General features: G+C 67.8%; 19 protein-coding genes. 14 read left to right on the top strand and 5 right to left on the bottom strand.

Annotated elements, in window-relative coordinates:
• Positions 1 to 34: 34 nt before the first annotated feature.
• Genes DC347_RS20360 through DC347_RS20350 form a run of 3 tightly spaced genes read right to left on the bottom strand, consistent with a single transcriptional unit; the run spans position 35 to position 5875 of the window.
• Complete coding sequence (locus DC347_RS20360) at positions 35 to 3514, bottom strand: ATP-binding protein (protein WP_109864280.1); 3480 nt, start codon at positions 3512 to 3514, stop codon at positions 35 to 37.
• A complete protein-coding gene (locus DC347_RS20355) occupies positions 3511 to 4425 on the bottom strand; it encodes a DUF4194 domain-containing protein (RefSeq protein WP_240617885.1) in 915 nt (304 codons plus the stop codon). Before DC347_RS20355 ends, DC347_RS20360 begins: the two co-directional genes overlap by 4 nt.
• Complete coding sequence (locus DC347_RS20350) at positions 4418 to 5875, bottom strand: DUF3375 family protein (RefSeq protein WP_018763928.1); 1458 nt, start codon at positions 5873 to 5875, stop codon at positions 4418 to 4420. The genes DC347_RS20355 and DC347_RS20350 overlap by 8 nt, the downstream gene beginning before the upstream one ends.
• Before the next feature lie 248 nt (positions 5876 to 6123).
• Here DC347_RS20350 and DC347_RS20345 point away from each other — a divergent pair, with 248 nt between their 5' ends.
• From DC347_RS20345 to DC347_RS20335, 3 genes are all read left to right on the top strand, one after another.
• Positions 6124 to 6426: a hypothetical protein gene (locus DC347_RS20345; protein WP_018763927.1), complete on the top strand. Its 303-nt coding sequence runs from the start codon at positions 6124 to 6126 to the stop codon at positions 6424 to 6426.
• Positions 6427 to 6488: 62 nt separating this feature from the next.
• On the top strand, positions 6489 to 8489 hold the full coding sequence (locus DC347_RS20340; protein WP_109864279.1) for an acyl-CoA dehydrogenase family protein: 2001 nt from the start codon (positions 6489 to 6491) through the stop codon (positions 8487 to 8489).
• A gap of 64 nt (positions 8490 to 8553) precedes the next feature.
• Positions 8554 to 9390: a TIGR04086 family membrane protein gene (locus tag DC347_RS20335; protein ID WP_109864278.1), complete on the top strand. Its 837-nt coding sequence runs from the start codon at positions 8554 to 8556 to the stop codon at positions 9388 to 9390.
• A gap of 21 nt (positions 9391 to 9411) precedes the next feature.
• Here the strand turns inward: DC347_RS20335 and DC347_RS20330 are convergent, their stop codons facing one another.
• Positions 9412 to 9813, bottom strand: a complete 402-nt coding sequence (locus tag DC347_RS20330) for a YchJ family protein (RefSeq protein ID WP_109864277.1) — start codon at positions 9811 to 9813, stop codon at positions 9412 to 9414.
• A 163-nt stretch (positions 9814 to 9976) separates the two neighbouring features.
• Between DC347_RS20330 and DC347_RS20325 the strand changes: the two genes are divergently transcribed.
• From DC347_RS20325 to DC347_RS20305, 5 genes are all read left to right on the top strand, one after another.
• Positions 9977 to 10624 (top strand): hypothetical protein, encoded by a 648-nt coding sequence (locus DC347_RS20325; protein WP_165838099.1) that lies wholly within the window; start codon positions 9977 to 9979, stop codon positions 10622 to 10624.
• A 40-nt stretch (positions 10625 to 10664) separates the two neighbouring features.
• Positions 10665 to 11669, top strand: coding sequence for an aldo/keto reductase family protein (locus DC347_RS20320; protein WP_109864275.1), 1005 nt, complete (start codon positions 10665 to 10667; stop codon positions 11667 to 11669).
• The gene (locus DC347_RS20315) at positions 11670 to 12530 is read left to right on the top strand and encodes an SDR family oxidoreductase (RefSeq protein WP_109864274.1); all 861 of its coding nucleotides are present in this window, start codon (positions 11670 to 11672) and stop codon (positions 12528 to 12530) included. It abuts the gene before it with no gap.
• Positions 12531 to 12638: 108 nt separating this feature from the next.
• Positions 12639 to 13751, top strand: coding sequence for a sulfite oxidase (locus tag DC347_RS20310; protein ID WP_240617884.1), 1113 nt, complete (start codon positions 12639 to 12641; stop codon positions 13749 to 13751).
• A gap of 35 nt (positions 13752 to 13786) precedes the next feature.
• Positions 13787 to 14170, top strand: a complete 384-nt coding sequence (locus DC347_RS20305; protein ID WP_018763919.1) for an RNA-binding S4 domain-containing protein — start codon at positions 13787 to 13789, stop codon at positions 14168 to 14170.
• A 31-nt stretch (positions 14171 to 14201) separates the two neighbouring features.
• On the opposite strand, the gene DC347_RS20300 is transcribed toward DC347_RS20305, so the two are convergent.
• A complete protein-coding gene (locus DC347_RS20300) occupies positions 14202 to 14708 on the bottom strand; it encodes a hypothetical protein (protein ID WP_026265185.1) in 507 nt (168 codons plus the stop codon).
• A gap of 88 nt (positions 14709 to 14796) precedes the next feature.
• Here DC347_RS20300 and DC347_RS20295 point away from each other — a divergent pair, with 88 nt between their 5' ends.
• The 6 genes from DC347_RS20295 (at position 14797) to DC347_RS20270 (ending at position 20560) form a co-directional block, all read left to right on the top strand.
• Entirely contained in the window at positions 14797 to 15678 is an 882-nt protein-coding gene (locus tag DC347_RS20295) for a cytochrome c oxidase assembly protein (protein WP_109864272.1), read from the top strand.
• Between the two features lie 102 nt (positions 15679 to 15780).
• Complete coding sequence (locus DC347_RS20290) at positions 15781 to 16398, top strand: uracil-DNA glycosylase (protein WP_018763916.1); 618 nt, start codon at positions 15781 to 15783, stop codon at positions 16396 to 16398.
• A gap of 246 nt (positions 16399 to 16644) precedes the next feature.
• Complete coding sequence (locus tag DC347_RS20285) at positions 16645 to 17280, top strand: DedA family protein (protein WP_018763915.1); 636 nt, start codon at positions 16645 to 16647, stop codon at positions 17278 to 17280.
• Positions 17281 to 17322: 42 nt separating this feature from the next.
• On the top strand, positions 17323 to 18030 hold the full coding sequence (locus DC347_RS20280) for a FadR/GntR family transcriptional regulator (RefSeq protein ID WP_109864271.1): 708 nt from the start codon (positions 17323 to 17325) through the stop codon (positions 18028 to 18030).
• 30 nt (positions 18031 to 18060) lie between these two features.
• Entirely contained in the window at positions 18061 to 19137 is a 1077-nt protein-coding gene (locus DC347_RS20275) for an asparaginase (RefSeq protein ID WP_109864270.1), read from the top strand.
• A gap of 7 nt (positions 19138 to 19144) precedes the next feature.
• On the top strand, positions 19145 to 20560 hold the full coding sequence (locus tag DC347_RS20270; protein ID WP_018763912.1) for an aspartate ammonia-lyase: 1416 nt from the start codon (positions 19145 to 19147) through the stop codon (positions 20558 to 20560).
• Positions 20561 to 20684: the final 124 nt, after the last annotated feature.

The raw sequence follows: 20684 nt of genomic DNA, 5'->3' as shown, positions 1-20684 counted from the left end.
GTCCAGGTAACCGGCGCACTCCACGTGCTGCCGGTTACCGCAGGACGATATCCACCGGGTTCGCCTCGGACCGCCAGGCGCCTTCTTCCCCCGGGCGGGGGCGGATGACCGGTGCGGTCAGGACGCCGGAACGGTTGGTGCGTTTGTCACGCAGGATTTCGGTCACGGAGCCCAGGTGCCGGGACAGGTCGATCACGTTTTCGGGCGCAGCCAGCAGCAGCTGGAACCCGAATTCGTGCAGCGCCTTGATCCCGGCTCCGGCGAACTCCTCGGACGCGAGCACGAAGGCCTCGTCCATCATCACCGTGCCGTAGGTGGTGAAACCCTGCTCGGCAATTCCCAGCTGGTAGCTGAGGGCGGCGGCCATGATGAACGCCGTGAACCGCTGCCGCTCGCCACCGGACATCGATCCGGTGTCGGCGTGCATGAACACTTCTGTCGTCCTGCTGCCGCCCTTCTTTCCCGAGGTGGGGGCGGCGACTTCGCGGTGTTCCTTGCACTGGATGAACAGGTGGCCGCGGACGTCCAGGACCTCGGCGCGCCAGCGCCGGTCCTCCGGCGCCTGCGACCCCAGCCGCTTGACCAGCGTCTCAAGGGACTTGTAGCGGGCGGTGAGCTCGGCGTCGTCGTCCCTGTCCGGACCGGAACCGTCTGAGCGGCCTGCCTCCGCCTTCGCGGGCCGGGTGTGCCGTGCCTTCAGCGCGTTCTGGATGGCGTCCTTGAACTGCTTGGCAGTGGGCGGCAGCGTCTGTTTGATGTCCAGTTCCAGGTAGCTGCCCTCATGGAAGTTGACCTGGGACAGGATGCCGTTCAGCGGGAGGATGCGGCTGGTGATGGAGCGCCGTTCCTCGTCCAGCAGGTGCAGCAGGGTGCTGAAGGACTCGTGCGTGCGCTGGTTGAAGAACTGCCGGAACTCGGCCTCCTGCGCGGGCAGGCCGTCATTCACGATCGCGTGGTAGCGGGACTCAAACTCGCTGGCGGCGCCAATGCTGGTTCCGTGGTCGGCAGAAATGGCGCTGCCCCACTCCCGGACGAAGCCCTCGAAGATGCGGGTGAGGCGCTCGGCCGTGGCCTGTCCCCGCGACTCGGCTGCGTGCAGTTCGCCCAGCAGGGCGGTCCGTACCCGGTTGGCCAGGTTGTCCAGTTCATGCATTTCGGTCACGTCGCCAAATTCCGCGAAGTGCGGTTCGAGCGCTGCCTCAGTGGCGTCCGACGGCGGAGCCTGGGCCAGGCGGACGCGCGCGGCTTCGAGCAGCGCGTCCGCGCCCGTCAGCTGGCGGTCCAGGGCCTTGTATTCGCTTTGCAGGACTGCTGCCGACTCGGTGCTGGACTGGTGTTTCTGCCGGACCTCCTCGATGGTGGCGCGGAGCGGTTCCAGGTCCGCTTGGGCCGCCAGGGCATCCTTGAGCCGCTGCTCGATCCGGGCGAGCTCGTCCGCCGCGACAGCCGCGGACACTTGTTCCCACGGGCGGTCGTCCTCGGCGATGCGGCGCAGGGCATCGAGCTGGCGGCTCATGCCCTGGTGCGAGTCCTCGCGGCTCTGGGCCAGTTCTGCGGCCTTGGCCACTTCCTGCCGGAGGTCCTCCACCTGGCCGGCAACGAGTTCGAGCTTGGCGGCGTTGTCGAAACCGAGCACGTAGTCCTGGCGGCTGGTGAAGCGGTCGTCCTTCTCCACCGTGTGCCGGTTCCGCTTGACCACGCCGCCCAGGCTCAGGCCCTTCTCCAGGGCTGCGAGTTCGTCCGGATCCTCGACGCACGGGTAGGCAAAGTCCAGTGCGATCCGCTCGCGGACCCATTCGCCGGCCTCGGCCACCGCACCGGCGGCGAGGATGTCCAGCTTGGCCAGCAGGTCGCCGTCGCGCACGTCCTCCACGGCGAGCGCGCCGCCTGCCAGCGGCTTGGAGACGTCCACCGCCCGCAACGCGCCGCGGACGTTATGGTCGTTGAGGTACCGGGTCACGGCACCGAAGTGCTCCCCCGGCACCAGCAGGGTGGTGGCCAGGCTCCGGAGCGCGCGCTCCGCTGCCGGGCGCCACCGCTCCTCGCCTTCGGCGAGGTCCATGAGCTCGCCTGCGAACGGCATCCGGTCCTCCGGGATCCCCGTGGCGGCGGCGATCGCGGCGCGGTTTTCAATGCTCGACGGCGGCAGGAGGGATTTGCGCGTTTTCAGCGACAGGAGTTCCTGCTCGGCGGCCGCAAGCTCCCGTTTGCGGGTGGCATGGGCGTCGAACGCCTCGAACCGGAGCTCCTGCAGGGCCTGCGAATCGTCCTTCAGCTCGGCCGACCTCGCCGCCGCCTGTTCGTGCGCCTGCTCCCAGCCGGCCGCGCTCCACTCAAGCTGCAGCCCGGCGTCGGACAAGGCCTGCTGGGCCGCCTCTTCCACCTGGCGGCGAAGCTTCAGCCCCACCCGGGCGTTCTCCAGGGACTGCTCGATCGCCGAGATGGCGTTGCCGCCCTGGTTGTTGTAATCGGTCTCCAGCTGCCGAAGCTCCTTGGCCAGGCCGTCACGGACCGCTCGTTCGGCGCCGAGCTCCTTGGCCTTCGCCTGCGCCAGCTCACGGAACCGGACCAGGGTTTTCTGGTGGACCTCGACCGCCAGCTTCTGCTTGTAGGCCTCGAACTCCTCCCCCACAAGGTCCCTCAGCCGGTTCGCGTCCAGCAGGGACTGCGCGTATTCACGGTTCAGTCCCGGCACCGGGGCCAGCTGGTCGCGCTGCTGCCGGACGTCCTCCAGCCGCTGGCGGATGGACATCAGGTTGCTGAACTCCTCCACCACGTCATCCGCGGCGGCCAATGTTGCAGGGGCATCCAGCACCTGGTCGCGGAAAAACGTGTTGACGCTGCCGCCCAGCCCCTTCCCTGCCTGGATGACGCGCAGCAAAGGCAGCGCCTGGTCCGAGCTGATTCCCAGCAGCCGGCGGAACCGTTCAGCGAACGCCTTGTGGACATCGAACACCTGCGCGTGCGGGAAGATCGTTTCCAGTGCGCCCTTGGTGAAGCGCTTGTCCGCGATGCCTTCCACGGCTTCCAGGTCCAGCGGCACGTTGTCAATCAGGTAGAACCGGCCCACGCTGGACTCGGTCCCGTTCTTGGGCAGGTCGAACAGCGCCGAGACCGTCACCCGGGTGCCGGCGGCGTTGTCGAACGTCAGCGCGACGGCGGACCAGGTGGCACCCGGGCGCTGGAACGCACTCGCCGAGCCGTCCCCCACGGCCTTGTCCCCCACCTTGCCGCGCATATAGGTGAAGGTGGTGCGCTTGTCCTCCACCGCACCGCCGGAACGCTGCGCCGCCGCCTCGTTGGACCGCGGCCGCGCATCGAACACCCGCAACATGGCATCGAACAACGTCGACTTGCCCACGCCGGAGTTACCCGTCAGCAAGGTGCCGTTCCGGTCCACATGCATGGTGTGCGCGCCGTGGAACGTCCCCCAGTTGACCACCTGCACCACGGCAAGCCGCATCTGGCCCGGGTTGGTCACGTCCCCCAGCGGGAGCATGCTTGCGATGGTCACTGTCCTGCCTCCTTAGCTGTGGTTGGGAACAACGACAGCGCTGCCGCCCCCGCCCCTTCGCCGGGCGGCATTGGTCCTGCGGACCATGCGCCCGGCTCCGACAGGCCCGATGCCACTCCCGGGGCGGCAGCGCCGTCGTCGTCATTCTCGTCCCCACCTTGGGCGTCAAACTCCAACAGTGCTTCCGTGCCCGTGGCGTCGGCCGAAGCCGCCACCAGCGCTTCGATGTGGGCCGGGATGTCGCCGATGTTTTCAAACGGCAGCGCCAAGGGCAGGGCGTTGGAGATGGTGTAGACATCCTCCAGGCCCGTGGGGAGCAGGAGCTGGCGGGCCAGGAGCTTGGTGATGGCACGGGTCACCACATCCGAATCGCGGAGGGCGTCCTGCTGGCCCGCCGGTTGGTAGTGCGCCACCAGGTCCGTGATCTCCTCCCGGGTGATGGTGGGGTCCGTCTGGGCGGTGACGTGCCGGTCCAGGAGCAGCCGGAGCCGGAGCAGGACGATGGTTTCAACCCGGCTCAGCGCACGCTGCTGGCGCAGGATGCTGGACCGGGTGCTGCCGCCGATGACCTCCGGGTCGACGGGACGGAGGACGGCGATCTTCCGCTCATGGTCCAGCTGCAGGGTGAGGAACAGCTCGGAGAGGCGGCTCCGCAGGATCAACTGGTTGTCCAGCAGCACCGTCCACAGCTTCTCGTCACGGCCGCCATCGATGTACGGGCCCTTGAGGAGCTTGACCAGCGCCTGCCGCACCTTCATCGGCAGCACGCCGGTATCGCCGGGGAACAGGGCTGCGCCGTCCACGAAGGTGTCCCGGGGGGAGACCACTCCGGGGGTGGGGCTCGACGACACCGGGGTTTCGACAGGCTCAGCCACCGGCTCGTCCAGCGGTGTCGTGATTTCCTCAGTCATCTGAATCCTTTGCGAGCGTGACCACGGGCAGGTAGGCCCTGCGGGTGGAACCGTCTATCTGTTCGAAGTCCAGGCCGTCCCAGGCCCCGCGGTTGAAGTCGGCACCCCGGTGCAGGGCTTCGGAGAGGAGGGCGCGAATGGTGTTGATGTGCTGCTCCCCGGGGGGCAACTGCTGCCAGGCGTCAGCGAGCGTTGCAGCCCCCGCCATGGCCGCGCGGACCACCGCGGGCTTGGCTTTGCCGGTCCTCGGCGAGCGCACCCGGTCCGAGTCCGTGAAGGCGATGGGATCGGCCAGGCGGGGCGGAGCCGCGAACTCGTCGGGATCGAACAGCTTCACCATGGACAGCGACTCGAAGCCCGCGTTGTACAGGACCGGGCCAGGCACCAGGCCGGGGCGTTCACGCTCGTACGGCAGCGACCGGATGGCCTGCTCCGCCTCCCGCAGCACCTGCCGGAGCCGGACCGACTGGCGGAAATCGTCACTCTGGACGTACGTGTTGAGGCTCTCGCTGAGCTTGCCGTAGATGCGCTGGATCTGGCTGTGCTGCTGCCGGAGCTCCGCCACCAGGTTTTTCAGGGTCTCCCGGTCCTCGGGTGAGAGGTCGTCGGCGAACTGGCGGCTCAGGACTTCGCCGATGGCGGACCGGAACCGGAGCTGCTGCTGCGGGTCCTCCAGGAAGGCGGTGAAGGACCGGAACGTCCGGCCCTCCGGGCTCTGGCGGAGCCGTTTGTCCGCCTCCAGCACCTGCGCCATGGTGGCGCCTTTGGTCAGCGACTCCTCAATGATCTGGTTGCGCAGGCCGCCCACCAGTTCCTCGATCCTGTCGCGCATCTTCTTGTAGTCCGCGGGCAGGCTGGCGGCCAGGTCCAGGATGTTCCCGGCGGCCTCCACTGCCTCGTCATCGTCCAGGAGGCCGTCGAACTCGCCGGTGCTGATGTCCTCGATGAGCTGCTGCCGCTCCTCGATTTCCTCTTCCAGGGCCTCCAGGCGCGCACTCTGGTCCGGGTTGGTTTCGTTGGCAAGCTTCTCCACGTCCCCCAGCAGGGTGCCCAGCCGGGAACCGTTCAACGTGGACCGTTCGCTGGAGAGGCTGTCCAGGAAGGCCAGCACGCGCGCTGCCGGTTCGGTGACCTCGTACACGATCTGGCCCGACTGGTTGCGGCGGGTCAGGAACTGCCGCCGGGTCCACTCGTCGCCGAAGGATTTTCCGTTGGCCCCTCCGCCCAGCCCGGGTTCCTGGCGCCGCAGCTCCTCAAGGAACGAGTCGACGTCGGCATGGAATTCCTCCAGGGGCAGCTGCGGCCGGGTGCGGGTGAAGGAAGCCTGCAGCACCGCGATCACCCACGGCGCCGAACGCGTCAGCGCCCAGGCGGGTCCCTTGGTGAGGAGTTCGAGGTCCCGAAGCCGGGCGCTGATGGCATCAGCGGATGACCTGGCGGAGCGGGGCACGCACTCTCCTTGGGATCGGGTGGCGGGGGCGGCAGCGGGGGTGGACCGGAAAACTGCCAACTACAAGGTTAACGCAGGCCGCCGCGACCACTCCGTGACCTACCTCCGGGTAGTGTCTCAATCCCGTATCAACAGCCCCTCCAGCCCCACCCGCCTCTGGCTGGCGGCGGGAGTGTCCCCCTACGCTTCAGCTACTGGTCTTCACCACAGCAGTCTTTCGCCACCGCAACGCCGCAGCAGGGGGATTCATGCAGTTCGATCTGAGCACAGTGGAAACAGCCACCTTGGTTTTCATCGGGACGCTGGTGTTCGGCGCGGTCCTGGCCGGATTCGTCCTGGCCGCCGGGCTGGTTGCCCTGGTGGTGCTGGGCGCCGGAAAGCTCACGTGGACGGTGCTGTCCACCACGCTCCTGGCAGTGGTCCACGGAATCAACGCCGGGTGGGACAGGCTGGTCCACCGTGCGGCCGCCGTCGATCTGTCCGGCGATTTCCAGGGGCAAACGGCCCCTGGCACGGGAACCTACCCGCGGGTAATCTTGAGTGACAGCTGAAGGGTTCTCCAACCCGGCGGATCCATGGCTACACCGGCCATTCCGGCCCGAGGAGATAACCCATGAGCTCCGCAACTGACAGCCAGGCCAAAGACGCCCCGGCTGAGGAAATCCCCGTTCCGGCCGGCAACATCGGGGCCGGAGCCACCGCCGAAGATGCCAGGGCCGTCGCAGAGGCCGCCCGCGAAACCGGCTGGGACCGCCCCAGCTTCGCCAAAGGCCTCTACCTGGGCAGCTTCGACCTCGGCCTGGTCCACCCCTGGCCGGCCGCCGATCCGGCGTCCGTGGAAAAGGGCGAGGCCTTCATGGCCCGCCTGACCGAATACGCCAAGTCCATGTCCGGGCGGATCATTGAACGGGACGCAAAGATTCCTGACGAGTACATCAGGGACCTGGCCGCCCTGGGCGTCTTCGGCATGAAGATCCCGGAGGAATACGGCGGCCTGGGCCTCTCACTGGTGTACTACGGCCGGGCGCTTGCCCTTCTCGGCAGCGTCCATCCCAGCCTGGGAGCGCTCATCTCCGCCCACCAGTCCATCGGCGTTCCGGAGCCGGTCAAGGTCTTCGGCACGCCCGCGCAGAAACGCGAATACCTTCCCCGCTGCGCTGCCGGCGCCGTCACCGCGTTCCTCCTCACGGAACCGGACGTCGGCAGCGATCCCGCCCGGATGGGCAGCACGGCAACGCCAACGGACGACGGCGAGGCGTACCTCCTGGACGGTGTGAAGCTGTGGACCACCAACGGCGTGATCGCCGAACTGGTGGTGGTGATGGCCCTGGTTCCCGCCCACACCGACGCCGCAGGCACCACCCACAAAGGCGGCATCAGCGCCTTCGTGGTGGAGATGGACTCGCCCGGCATCACGGTGGAGAACCGGAACGCCTTCATGGGCCTGCGCGGCATCGAAAACGGCGTGACCCGTTTCCACCAGGTGCGGGTTCCCGCCGCGAACCGGCTGGGCCGCGAGGGCCAGGGCCTGAAGATTGCCTTGACCACCCTGAACACCGGCCGCCTGGCGCTGCCGGCGCTGTGCGTGGCCTCGGGGCGTTGGAGCCTGAAGATTGCCCGCGAATGGTCCAACGCCCGCACCCAGTGGGGCCGGCCCGTGGGCGAACACGAGGCCGTGGGCAAGAAGATCGCGTTCATCGCGGCGTCCGCCTTCGCCTTGGACGCAGTCTTTGAACTCGCCGCCGAACTGGCGGACGCCGGGCAGAAGGACGTCCGCATCGAAGCCGCGCTCGCCAAACTCTGGGCCACGGAGATCAGCTGCCGGATCGCGGACGAGTTGGTGCAAATCCGCGGCGGCCGCGGATTTGAAACGGCCGAGTCGCTGGCGGCCCGGGGCGAACGAGCGGTACCGGCCGAGCAGCAGTTGCGCGACATGCGGATCAACCGGATCTTCGAGGGGTCTTCCGAGATCATGCGGTTGCTTATTGCCCGGGAGGCCGTGGACGCGCATCTGGCAGCGGCGGGCGAGCTCGCGTCCCTCGATGCGAGCCTTGCCGATAAAGCCAGGGCCGCCGTCGGCGCCTCCGGTTTCTACGCAAAATGGCTGCCCAAGCTGGTGGCGGGCGCCGGCATGGACCCGCGCTCCTACAGCGACTTCGGCCGGCTGGCCAAGCACCTGCGCTTCGTGGAACGCTCCTCGCGCCGGCTGGCACGGCAAACCTTCTACGGCATGGGCCGGTGGCAGGCAAAGCTGGAGCGGAAGCAGGCCTTCCTGGGCCGCATCGTGGACATCGGCGCCGAACTCTTCGCCATGACCGCATGCTGTTCCCGCGCTGAAATGCTGCTTCGCACCTCCCCCGGTACGGCCGCGGGCGCCTACGAACTTGCCGATGCCTACTGCGAGCAGGCAAAAGTGCGGGTGGACGAGTACTTCGACCAGTTGTGGCGGAACACGGACGACGCCGACCACGCGCTGACCCGCAAGGTCCTCGCCGGCGATTACACCTGGCTGGAAGCCGGCGTGCTTGACCAGTCCGAGGGGACCGGCCCGTGGATCGCCGATGCCTCTGCCGGGCCGTCCAGGAAGGAAGACCTGCACCGCGAATACCGGTAAAACCGCAGGTCACGAAATAATAAGCACGCTTGCTATCGGTGGGGGCGGGTGGTTGAGTTAGTTCATGAGCAGCTCAACGGACCCAGAGAACCTGCCTCCCCGCCATGCCCGGGAGGATGAGACCTCCCGCCGCGGCAACCCCCGCGCGGACGCAGCGGAGGATCCCGCCACACGGTCGATCGACCAGGCACCGGCCCGCCCGCGCGAGCGGGAACGCGACCGGGACTACGGCGCCGCCCCGTCCGCTGAGCGGGAGTACCGCCCTGCCCCCGCTACTGCTGCGGCAGCCGTGGTGGACCCGGCGCTCGCGGACAGGGAAACCGCCGTCGCCCGCCAAAAGGAACGGTTCGGCGGCATCAAAGCCGGCTCTGCGTTCTTCGGCTGGCTCACCGCCACCGGAATGGCCGTGCTGCTGACTGCATTGGTTGCTGCTGCCGGGACCGCTGTGGGGCTGGCCAACAACACGGACGTCAACGCGGCCGTGAACCAGGCCGCGCAGAACAGCGGCACCGTGGGGCTGGTGGGCATCATCGTCCTGCTGGTGATCCTGTTCCTCTCCTACTATTGCGGCGGTTACGTCGCCGGCCGGATGGCGCGCTTCAACGGCGCAAGGCAGGGTCTTATGGTGTGGATCTGGGCCCTGATCGCGGCCGTCGTGGTCGCCATCCTCGGCCTCGTGGCGGGTCAGCAGTTCAACGTCCTGGCCAACCTCAACAGCTTCCCGCGGATTCCCGTCAACGAGGGCCAACTGACCACCACCAGCATCATCGCAGCCGTGGTGGTGGCGGCTGTGGCCCTGGTGGGCGCCGTCCTCGGCGGCCTTGCGGGGATGCGGTTCCACCGCAGGGTCGACCGTGCCGGTTTCACCCCGGACAGCGAGTATTACGACGACGGCGAGTAGCCCGCAGGCGGCGCGCCGCTGCTAGGGGGACAGGATGTCGCCGTCCATGTAGAGCCACCGGCCGCCTTCGCGGACAAACCTGCTGGCTTCATGGAGAACCCCGCGGTCCGCACCGTGCCGGTAATAGGCCTTGAACTCCACAGTCCCTTCGGTGTCGAACGGGCCGCCCTGGCTGGTGGCAATGATGTCCAGGCGCCGCCACTGCATGGCCGGATCCAGGTCGAGGCCGGCCGGGACCGTTGACGGATGCTGGGTCCGGAGCAGGTAGGCCTCATCCAGCCGGGCAAACGCGCTGTAGCGGGACCGCATCAGCTGCTCCGCGGTTGAAGCTTCCGCCGTGCCGGAATGGAACCTGCCACAGCACTCGGCGTACTGTTCGCCGGACAGGCACACACAGTTCGCGGACTCATTCGATTCGGTCATCCGGTGATGCTGTCACATCGGGTAACAGCTTCGCTACAACCCTGTCCATGCCACCGCGCCCGGCGGCATGGGACGCCAAAAATCCGTATGGTTGAGAAGGAGCTTGCCCCTGGCACTGTGCGCCGGCAGCGGGCCCGGGATGTTGGTGGAAAGGAGTGATGACGTGGAGCAACCGGACACTCTGGTCCTCAACCTGACCTTCTTCGGCACCATGGGCGTAGCCCTCCTGATGTTCCTGGTCCTCTTCCTCCTCGGGGTGCTTACCTTGGTCCTTGCCGGCGTGGGCCGGCTGGCGGGCATCGTGGTGATGGCCCTGTTCGGAAAGGGCCCCCGGAAGGGCAGTGCGCTGTTAAGGGCGGCACGGAGCGAACGCCCGGAGGGCCGCCCATCCTGGCGGGAACGTGCAGCCGCCGTGAAGCCGGCACGGCTCAGGGAGTCGCTGCGCACCGTCGTCGTACGCCACCCCAAACTTGCCGCGGCCCGGGCCGAACCGCCTGTCCTGGCCGAAGACTGGGCCTCAGCCGTGGCCGAAGCCGACAAACGCGCCGAGGCCAGGGCACGGGCCGCCGCGCCCGAAATCAAGCTCTCGGTGCGGGACCTTCCGGACCCGGCGGCGCCCGCCGACAAGGTTGCCCAGGTAGCCCCACTGGTGGAATCCGCCCTGCACAACCACCGGCCGCCGCACGAACTGCCGAGGTCCTTCAAGAAGCCCGTGCCGCCGCATCCGGTGCCGCCGCTGGACACCGGGTCCCTCGTTTCGCTCGCAGGCCCGAAGCAGGTCCTCAAGGGCAAAGCGCCGGAGAACCGCTAAGCCCTTACCCTGAGCAACCAACTGGGTTAGCGTGAAACCCATGGAATTCAGATACCTCGGAAACAGTGGCTTCAAAGTCTCGGAAATCACGTTCGGCAACTGGCTGACGCACGGCTCGCAGGTGGAAAACGACGTTGCCACCCAATGCGTGCGGGCAGCCCTCGACGCCGGCATCAGCACTTTCGACACCGCGGATGTCTATGCAAACACCGCAGCGGAAACCGTCCTGGGCGAGGCCTTGAAGGACGAGCGGCGCGAGTCCCTGGAAATCTTCACCAAGGTCTTCGGCCCCACCGGCCCCAAGGGCAAGAACGATGTGGGGCTCTCCCGCAAACACATCATGGAATCCATCAACGGGTCCCTGCGCCGGCTGCAGACGAACTACGTGGACCTCTACCAGGCCCACCGCTACGACTTCGAGACGCCGCTGGAAGAGACCATGCAGGCGTTCGCGGACATCGTCCGGCAAGGCAAGGCGCTCTACATCGGCGTCAGCGAGTGGACCGCCGACCAGCTCCGTGAAGGGCACCGGCTGTCCAAGGAACTCGGCTTCCAGCTCATCTCCAACCAGCCCCAGTACTCCATGCTGTGGCGGGTCATCGAAGCGGAAGTGGTCCCGGCGTCGGAAGAGCTGGGGGTATCCCAGATCGTCTGGTCGCCCATGGCCCAGGGCGTCCTCAGCGGCAAGTACCTTCCCGGCCGGCCGGCCCCGGAAGGCAGCCGCGCCACCGATGAAAAGGGCGGCGCCAAGATGATTGAGCGGTGGATGCGCGACGACGTCCTGGCCGGCGTGCAGGACCTGAAGCCGATTGCCGCCGAAGCCGGCCTGACCATGCCGCAGCTCGCCGTTGCGTGGGTCCTCCAGAACCCGAACGTGGCGTCCGCCATCGTGGGTGCGTCCCGGCCGGAACAGATCGCGGACACCGTTGCGGCGGCAGGGGTGAGGCTGGATGCCGAGGTCCTCAAGAAGATTGACGACGCCATCGGCGGCCTGGCCGAACGCGACCCGGCCCAGACCAAGTCGCCTGCCACCCGGGAAGCCTGAATGGCCGCCCCGGCCGATCTTCCTGAGCTGGCGGTCACCGGATCCACCGGAGGCCTGGGCGGCATGCTGGCGCGGCAACTTGCCACGTCCGGCTTCGCGCAGCGGCTGTTGGTGCGCGACCCGGCCCGGGCGCCGGAACTGGCAGGGGCCTCCGCCGTGGTGTGTTCCTACGGCGACGGTGCGGCGTCCCGGCAGGCCCTGGATGGAGTGAAGCTCCTGTTCATGGTCTCCGCTGCCGAGGCCGAGGACCGGCTGCAGCAGCATTATGCGTTCGTGGACGCAGCCGCCGACGCGGGAGTCCAGCATGTGGTGTACACGTCCTTCTACGGCGCCGCGCCGGATGCCACGTTCACCCTGGCCCGGGACCATTACGCCACGGAGGAGCGGATCAAGGCCTCCGGTATGGACTTCACGTTCCTCCGGGACAACTTCTACCTGGACTTCCTGCCGCTCATGGCCGGAGAGGACGGCGTGATCCGCGGGCCCGCCGGTGACGGCGTGTTTTCCGGGGTGGCACGGGAGGATGTGGCCCGCTCCGCCCACGCAGTGCTCCGCGACCCGGCGATCCACAAGGGAATGACCTACAACCTGACCGGGCCGGAAGAACTGACCATGGCGCAGGCCGCCCGGGTGCTGAGCGACGGAACCGGACGGACCGTCAGCTACCACCCGGAGACAGTGGAGGAAGCCTACGCCTCCCGGGCGTCCTACGGCGCTCCGCAATGGCAGCTGGACGCATGGGTGAGTACGTACACGGCCATGGCGGCCGGCGAAATGGCAGGGCTTTCACCTGACGTGCACGGCTTGACCGGCCAGGACCCCATCAGCCTGGCCGAGTTCCTGACGCGGCCCGTCCTGTAGCGCTCCGCTCCCCGGTCCGTGGGCTGTTGACGGACCGGGGATCCCGGCGTAGACCAGTGCCTAGGCGCCGCCACCCCGGCGGAGCACGGCCCACAGAATCCCGGCGCCATGACACAGACCAGAGAACACAGCCAGCCACCGGCTGCGGAAGCCCCGCCGGTATCCGCGGGCCCGTCGGAGGGTCCCCTTACTCCCGAGGAACTGCAGCTCTCCGCCCGCAACCATTCGATGCCGCTGGAAGCGCTACGCCGCGACCTCACGCCTCCCGGGCTGCACTACGTACTCACGCATTTCGATATCCCGGACATCCAGGCCACCTCCTGGCACCTGCGGATCCGGGGTGCGGTGGAACGGGCCCTGGAGCTGAACCTCGCAGCCCTCCGCAGGGCCCCGGCCATCACCGTCCCGGTCACCCTTGAGTGCGCGGGCAACGGCAGGTCGCTGCTGGAGCCGCGGCCCCTCAGCCAGCCGTGGGTGCTGGAAGCGGTGGGCACGGCGCAATGGACCGGTGTTCCGCTGGCCTATCTCCTGGATAAGGCGGGAATACTGCCCGGCGCCCTGGAAGTGGTCTTCACCGGCGCGGACGCGGGTGTTCAAGGCGGCGTCCCGCACCGCTTCGCACGCAGCCTTCCGGTCCGCGAAGCCCTGCGTCCCGACGTCGTCCTTGCCTACGCCATGAACGGCGCCGAACTGCCGCCGCAGCATGGGTACCCGCTGCGGCTGGTGGTTCCGGGGTGGTACGGGATGGCCAGCGTCAAGTGGCTGGAGTCGATCGAAGTGGCCAGGGAGCCGTTCACCGGGTTCCAGCAGCAGTCCGCCTACCGGTACCAGGCCACCGCGGACGACGCCGGCAGGCCGGTTTCGAGGATCAGGGTGCGTTCGCTGATGGTTCCGCCGGGTATCCCGGACTTCTTCACCCGCAGGCGGTTTGTCCGCCCAGGCCCGGTCATGTTGCAGGGCCGCGCCTGGTCGGGGGAAGGTGCCGTGGCCGGCGTCGAGGTGGCCGTTGATGGCACGTGGCTGCCCGCCCGTTTGGACAAGCCGGCGGGCGGCTACGCGTGGCGGGGGTGGAGCATGACGTGGGAGGCCGCACCCGGTGAGCATGTCCTGGCCTGCCGCGCCACCGACACCACCGGTGCCACCCAGCCGCTGGAGCAGAACTGGAACTACCAAGGGATGGGCAACAACGTGGTGCAGCGGGTCACGGTCACGGTGGAGTGAAGCCGGCGGGCCCGGGGCTATACTCGGTGCCAATCATGACCAGCCTCCCTTCCTCCCCCGCCAGCGTCCGAATCGATGCGTGGTTGTGGGCCGTCCGCGCCTACAAGACACGGTCGGCCGCCACTGCCGCCTGCCGCGCCGGGCATGTCCGCCTCAACGGCAGTCCCGCCAAGGCTTCCGCGACGCTGGTCACGGGAGACACGGTGACGGTGCGCATGTCCGGGTACGAGCGCATCCTTGAGGTCCGGCGGCTGATCGCCAAGCGGGTGGGAGCCGAGGCCGCCTCCCACTGCTTTACGGACCACACTCCCCCACGGCCCGTCCTGCCGGCACTGGGACTCCCGCAGCGCGACCGGGGCGCCGGGCGGCCCACCAAGAAGGACCGCCGGGAGATGGAGCGCCTCAAGGGGCCGGCCTGACCTGCCCTGCCCTGCCCTGCCCTGCCCTGGGTCAGCTTTTGGTGCGGGCCCGCACCAGGTTCGCATACGGCAGTTTCCCGTATTCCTCGACAAAGCCCGTGTGGTAATCCGCCTCGGCCTGGTTGAGGGTTTCGGCGGCCATTTCCTTCCAGGCAACCAGCAGCGCGCCCGCATCCCTGAGTTGCCAGATGAGCCGGCCGTCCCAGTGGCCCGGCGGCTTTCCGTGTCCGAAGTCCAGGAACTCCTGGATCTGCCGCCTCAGCCCGCGGTTGCCCTTGCTGCCCGGACCGGCTTTGCCGAGGTACAGGACGGCTGCGGTGTCCAGCCAGGCCGCTCGAAGGTCCCGCTCCGTCAGGGAGGGATCTTTCTTCTTGAAGACACCGGCGGTGCTCTTTGTCAGGAATTCCGGCTGGAACGTGTCGGGCGCTATCACGGCGAAAATACCCGTTCCCCGCGGGACCCGCATGACGTCAAGGTCCTTCAGGGGCCGGAAGCCCAAGAAGCCGTCGTCTTTCAGGCCCTTCCTGGTGAACTGCATCCTCACATTGAACAGCATCCCGGCAGTGCAGCCCCGGTTTCCGGTAAACGCCCATCCTCCTCCCAGGAAGACTGGCTACCATTGCCGCGTGCCACCCCTTGAGATCCTCGTTTCCTCCTGGCGCCTGGACTGGGCCTCCACGGCTTTCGTCGTTGCGGCCGGAGTCCTCTACGGGTGGGGGATGCGTTCAGCCGGACGGAATGGCCACCGGTGGCCGGCCTGGCGCGCGGTGGCGTTCTACGTCCTGGGCCTTGGTACTTTCGTCATCCTGACCTGCGGTTTCACCGGCGTGTACGGCCCGCAGCAACGATGGGCCTTCACCCTCAAGATTTCGCTGCTGCTCTTTGTGGTCCCACTGCTCATCGGCCTGGGCAAGCCGCTGACGCTGGCGCGTGCGGCGTTGCCGGCCCACGGAATTAGGGTCTTCGACGCCGTGCTCTCCAGCCGTCTGGTGCGGTTCGTCAGCAATTCATTCGGCGCACCCCTGCTGGGGCTGGCGCTCTTCTCCACTTTCCTCACCCCCGCCTTCTACACGCTGCGGACCAGCCCCGCGGCCGACGCACTGCTCACGCTCGGCGTCCCCCTGCTGGGCATGCTCATGGCACTGCCCATCATCGAAGAATCCAACTTCCAACGGTCCAGCGCCTACCTGACCCTGGAATTCATGTTCGTGTTCATTGAGCTGCTCATCGACGCCGTGCCCGGCATCCTCCTCAGCCTCAACGGCCAGGTCCTCGACCATGCACTGACCGTCCCGGATCCCCAGTGGTGGTTCCGGGACGCCCTCCAGGACCAGCAGTTCGCAGGGAATCTGCTCTGGTTCATCTGCGAGGTGGTGGACCTGCCGCTGATCATCCTTATGTTCATCCGCTTCTCGCGCAGCGACAAGCTGGAAGCCGTGGCTTTCGATGAACTGACCGACGAGCAGCTCGATGCGCTCCACAACCAGCACCTGCGGGGCCGCCACTAGGCTGGCCCCGGCCAAAAATCAAGTGTGCCCACCGCTCGCCGCGGAAGCGTAGAGTGACAGAGGACGCCTGATTCTGGACGCCTCGCTGCAAAGGGAGAAATCGTGACAATTGATTGGGACGAAAAAAAGGCCCTGCTACAGGAACCGAACATCGCGAAGGTGACCCAACTTTGCGAAGAACTGATGGAAAAGAAGCCCGGTTCCACCGTCCCCTACATCGACCCCGTGCATGACGAAGACGAGTGCAGAATCATCAGCCTCCAGGCCAGCCCGGGCAAGGGCACCGAATCCGGGTTCGTCTCGCTCTACAACGACGACGAGGCAGCCCGCCGCGCCACCCAGATCTACGAACTCGCCGAACTGGATCCGCAGTACGTCATGCCGTGGAACGCCTACCCCTGGATCCGCGACAGCGGCAGCCCGTCGGCGCTGAGCGTCCAGGAGAAAACCGACGGCCTGCGCCCCTTCCGCCAGTTCCTCAAGATCAATTCCCGGGTCTCTGCCGTCATCGCGCACGGCACGGACGCCTCGACGTTCCTGACTCTCTTTGAGAAGACCTACCACTCGTCGCTGAAGAACAGCGGCATCAAAATCTACAAGGCCTCCGCCCTCGGCGGCAGGGCCTTTGCTGTTTCAGAGGCCAAGCAGGAAGAACTCCTGGCCAAGAGCGTGGAAACCTACCGTGATGCCATGCAGCGGGCGGGCATCCAGCACCTCTAGGGTTGAATCAGCGCCGCCCACCGGCTTTCCGCCGGCAGCGATGAGCAGGGCTGGCGGGACCAAACTGTCAGGGAATTTCCAGGCGCAAAGGCGCATACTCGTACGTACCTGACCGCCGGCCAAAGAAGGCTCTACCGTGACGTCCGCCCCCACCCGCCCGATCGGCGCTGCGCCCGCGGCACGTGCCGCGTCCCCCGTTCGCCGGTGCGGTGTTCAGCCCGGCGATGCGGGCCTGGGGTTGCTGCCATGACGGGGTTCATCGACGGCCTCATGAACGTCAGCCCCCTGGTGGCGTACATCGCGGTGTTCTGTCTCGTCTTTGCCGAGGACGCATTGTTCATCGGCTTCGTCATCCCGGGAGAAACCGCGGCCGTCCTGGGCGGAGTGGTGGCCAGCCGGGGCGAAGTCCAGCTGGGAGCGATGATGGCCCTGGTGGTCGCCGCCGCGATCGTGGGCGACAGCGTGGGATACGAGGTGGGCAAGCACCTGGGCAGCCGCATCCTGAAGACCAGGGCGCTGGCCCGGCACTCCGGAAAGCTGCAGAACGCCCAGGACCTGCTGCGCCGCCGGGGCGGCTCCGCCGTCTTCCTCGGGCGCTTCACCGCCTTCTTCCGGGCGGTCATGCCCGCCCTGGCCGGAACTTCGCGGATGCCGTACGGCCGCTTCCTTGCCTACAACGCGGCGGGCGGCGTGGTGTGGGGCATCGGCTTCGTCCTCCTGGGTTTCCTGGCCGGCAACTCCTATGAAGCCGTGGCCCAGGCAGCCGGCCGGGACATCGCCGTCGTCATCGCCGCGGTGGCGGTGGCCGCGCTTGTTGCCTGGCACTTCCGCTCACGGCGACGGCGGCAACACCACCGCGCCGCGGAGCAACGGCAGGACTAGGGAGGGCTTGACAGTGACTGTGACGGGTGCCATATTTAAGGCGTGAACCTGTCAGACAGCCGGACAGCAGGACAGCCTGCTTACCGTCCCCTTGCCCGGCTGAGCGCTGCCGAGGCGGTGTTCAACGCCCTCCGCGCGGACATCGAGTCCGGCACCCTTCCGGTGGGCAGCAAGCTCAGCTCGGAGGCCACACTGTCCCAGCAATACGGGGTCAGCCGCTCGGTCATCCGGGAAGCGCTCCGCTCCTGCACCGCCCTGGGCCTGACGGTTACCCGGACCGGCAAAGGCACGTTCGTCATTGCCGGCAAGGTGGCCAACGACCTCACCCTGGGGCAGTACTCGGCGCGGGACCTGACCGAGGCCCGCCCGCACATCGAGGTCCCCGCCGCCGGACTGGCAGCACAGCGGCGCACCCCTGAAGAACTGGATACCCTTCGCGACATCGTGGCGGCCATGGCCACGGAAACCGACCCCGAGTCCTGGGTGGCCCTGGACTCCTCCTTCCATGCCGCCATCGCCCGCGCCAGCGGCAACAAGGTCTTCGCCAGCGTGGTGACGGACATCCGTGATGCGCTGGCCCACCAGTCCGAAACGCTGAACATGGTGGCCGACCGCCAGCACGCCTCCGACGTGGAACACCAGCAGATCCTGGCCGCCATCGAGGCAGGCTCCGCGGACAAGGCCCGCGCCGCCATGGCCAACCACCTGGAAGCCGTGGGCGCCGCCCTGGACTCCATCCTCAACAATTAGACACATCCAACCAACCTTTCCAAGGACGCCATGCCATCCCCCGTGTTTTCCGCTGCCCGCACCGCTGCCCTGGGTGAGGCGGCCCTGCCGCACCACACCCCGCTGGTGGCCGCCGTCCGTGACGGCCTCGTGGAGAGCGTGCACTACGGCTCGGCAATCGCCCTCGCGGCTGACGGGTCCGTGGCGGCAACCGCCGGTGATCCCCAGGCCCCCTTCTACCCGAGGTCCGCGCTCAAGCCGCTCCAGGCCGTCGCCATGGTCCGGGCCGGCCTGGACCTTCCGGCCGACCTCCTGGCCCTCGCCGCCGCAAGCCACTCGGGCTCCGCGGCGCACCGCGACGGCACCCGGCGCATCCTCGATCTGCACGGGCTGGCCGCCACCGACCTTGAGAACAGCTCCGACCTCCCCTATGGCACCGCCGAACGTGAGGACTGGCTGCGCACCGGCGGCGCGCCCACGCAGACCACCCAGAACTGTTCCGGAAAGCACGCCGCCATGGCCGCGACCTGTGTGATCAACGGCTGGCCCGTCCGGGGCTACCTGGATCCCTCCCACCCGCTGCAGCAGCTCGTGGCGCGGACCGTCACCGAGCTGACGGGAGAGTCACCCGCTGCCCTGAGCACCGACGGCTGCGGCACCCCGTTGTTCGCCCTCACCCTGGGCGGCATGGCCCGCGCGTTCGGCCGGATCGCCCGGGCGGCGTCCCTTGCAGCCACGCACGACGACGGCGGGCCCGGCTCCGGAAGCGCGGAAGCCGCCGTCGGGATGGCCATGCAGCAGCACCCCGACATGGTTGCCGGTGAAGGCCGGGACGTCACCGACCTGATGCGGCTGCTCCCGGGGGCCGTGGCCAAGGACGGCTTCGAAGGCGTCCAGCTGGTGGGCCTGGCCAACGGCGGTGCAGCAGCCGTCAAGATTTCCGACGGCGGCGACCGCGCCCGGATGCCCGCCACCGTCCGCCTGCTGGATGCGCTGGGCGTGGACATCGAACCGTTCGCCGATATCGCCACCGCCCCTGTCCTGGGCGGCGGCCACCAAGTGGGGCAGTTGCTGGCCACCGATTTCCTGGATACCACCCCGTCCACGCCCGACAACGAAGCCCTGTGAGGACCCCATGACCATCATTGACACCGCCGCCGACGTCCGTTCCGAGCACGACCTGCTCGGCGACCGCGACGTACCGGCGAACGCCTACTGGGGCGTGCACACTCTCCGGGCCGTAGAGAATTTCCCCATCACCGGCCAAAAACTGTCCTCCAACATGCACCTGGTCCGCGGGCTCGCCGCCGTCAAGCTCGCGGCCGCACGGACCAACCGTGAACTCGGACTGCTGGACGCCGACCGCGCCGATGCCATCGAGCAGGCATGCCAGGACGTCATGGCCGGCCGGCTTGCCGACCAGTTCGTGGTGGACGTGGTCCAGGGCGGTGCCGGGACGTCGTCGAACATGAACGCCAACGAGGTCATCGCCAACCGTGCCCTGGAAATCCTTGGCCACCCCAAGGGCGACTACGCCAGGCTGCACCCGAACGACCACGTCAACCTCAGCCAGTCCACCAACGACGTGTACCCCACGGCCGTGAAGCTGGGCACCATCTTTGCCGCCCGCGAGCTGCTGGCCGCACTCGAAGAACTCGAGGACGCCTGCGCCGCCAAGGCCATGGAGTTCCGCACCGTGGTCAAGATGGGCCGCACGCAGTTGCAGGACGCAGTCCCCATGACCTTGGGCCAGGAGTTCGGCAGCTACGCCGTCACCATCGGCGAGGACCGGCTCCGCCTGGCGGAGGCCGAACTGCTGATTCATGAGATCAACCTCGGCGCCACCGCCATCGGCACCGGCCTGAACGCCCCGGCGGGTTACGCCGACGCGGCCTGCCGGCACCTGGCGGAGATCACCGGCCTGCCGCTGGTCACCGCCGTCGACCTGATTGAAGCCACCCAGGACGTGGGGGCCTTCGTGCACCTCTCCGGCGTGCTCAAGCGTGTTGCGGTCAAACTGTCCAAGATCTGCAACGACCTGCGCCTGCTCTCGTCAGGACCCCGCGCCGGCTTCGGCGAGATCAACCTTCCCGCCGTCCAGTCCGGCTCCTCGATCATGCCCGGCAAGATCAATCCGGTCATCCCCGAAGTGGTCTCCCAGGTGGCCTATGAGGTCATCGGCAACGACGTCACCATCACCATGGCCGCCGAAGCCGGGCAGCTTCAGCTCAACGCCTTCGAACCGATCATCGTCCACAGCCTCCACAAGAGCATCTCCCACCTGGAAGCCGCCTGCCGCACCCTCACGGCCCGCTGCATCAGAGGGATCACCGCCAATACCGAACACCTGCGCCGTACCGTGGAGCAGTCAATCGGGCTGGTCACCGCATTGAATCCCCACCTCGGCTACGCCACCGCCACCGCCATCGCGCAGGAAGCACTTGCCACCGGCAAGGGCGTGGCTGAACTGGTCCTCGAGCACGGGCTCCTCACCGATGCCCAGCTCCAGGACCTCCTCAGCCCCGAACGCCTGGCAAACCTCAGCAAGTAGTCCCCCTCCGCCCCCTGGCCCCGCAAGCCCGGCCAGGGAACCAGGCGGCCGTGGGCCCCCCACATCCCCGAAGGACACTCCCATGACAAATTCCCCCCTTCCAGACCATGTAATTGATGGTGGT

The organism is Pseudarthrobacter sp. AG30 (assembly GCF_003116525.1).
In the GTDB taxonomy this organism is placed as follows: domain Bacteria; phylum Actinomycetota; class Actinomycetes; order Actinomycetales; family Micrococcaceae; genus Arthrobacter.
Note: the sequence above shows the minus strand (reverse complement) of the source record. Positions and strands in the feature narration are given on the sequence as shown.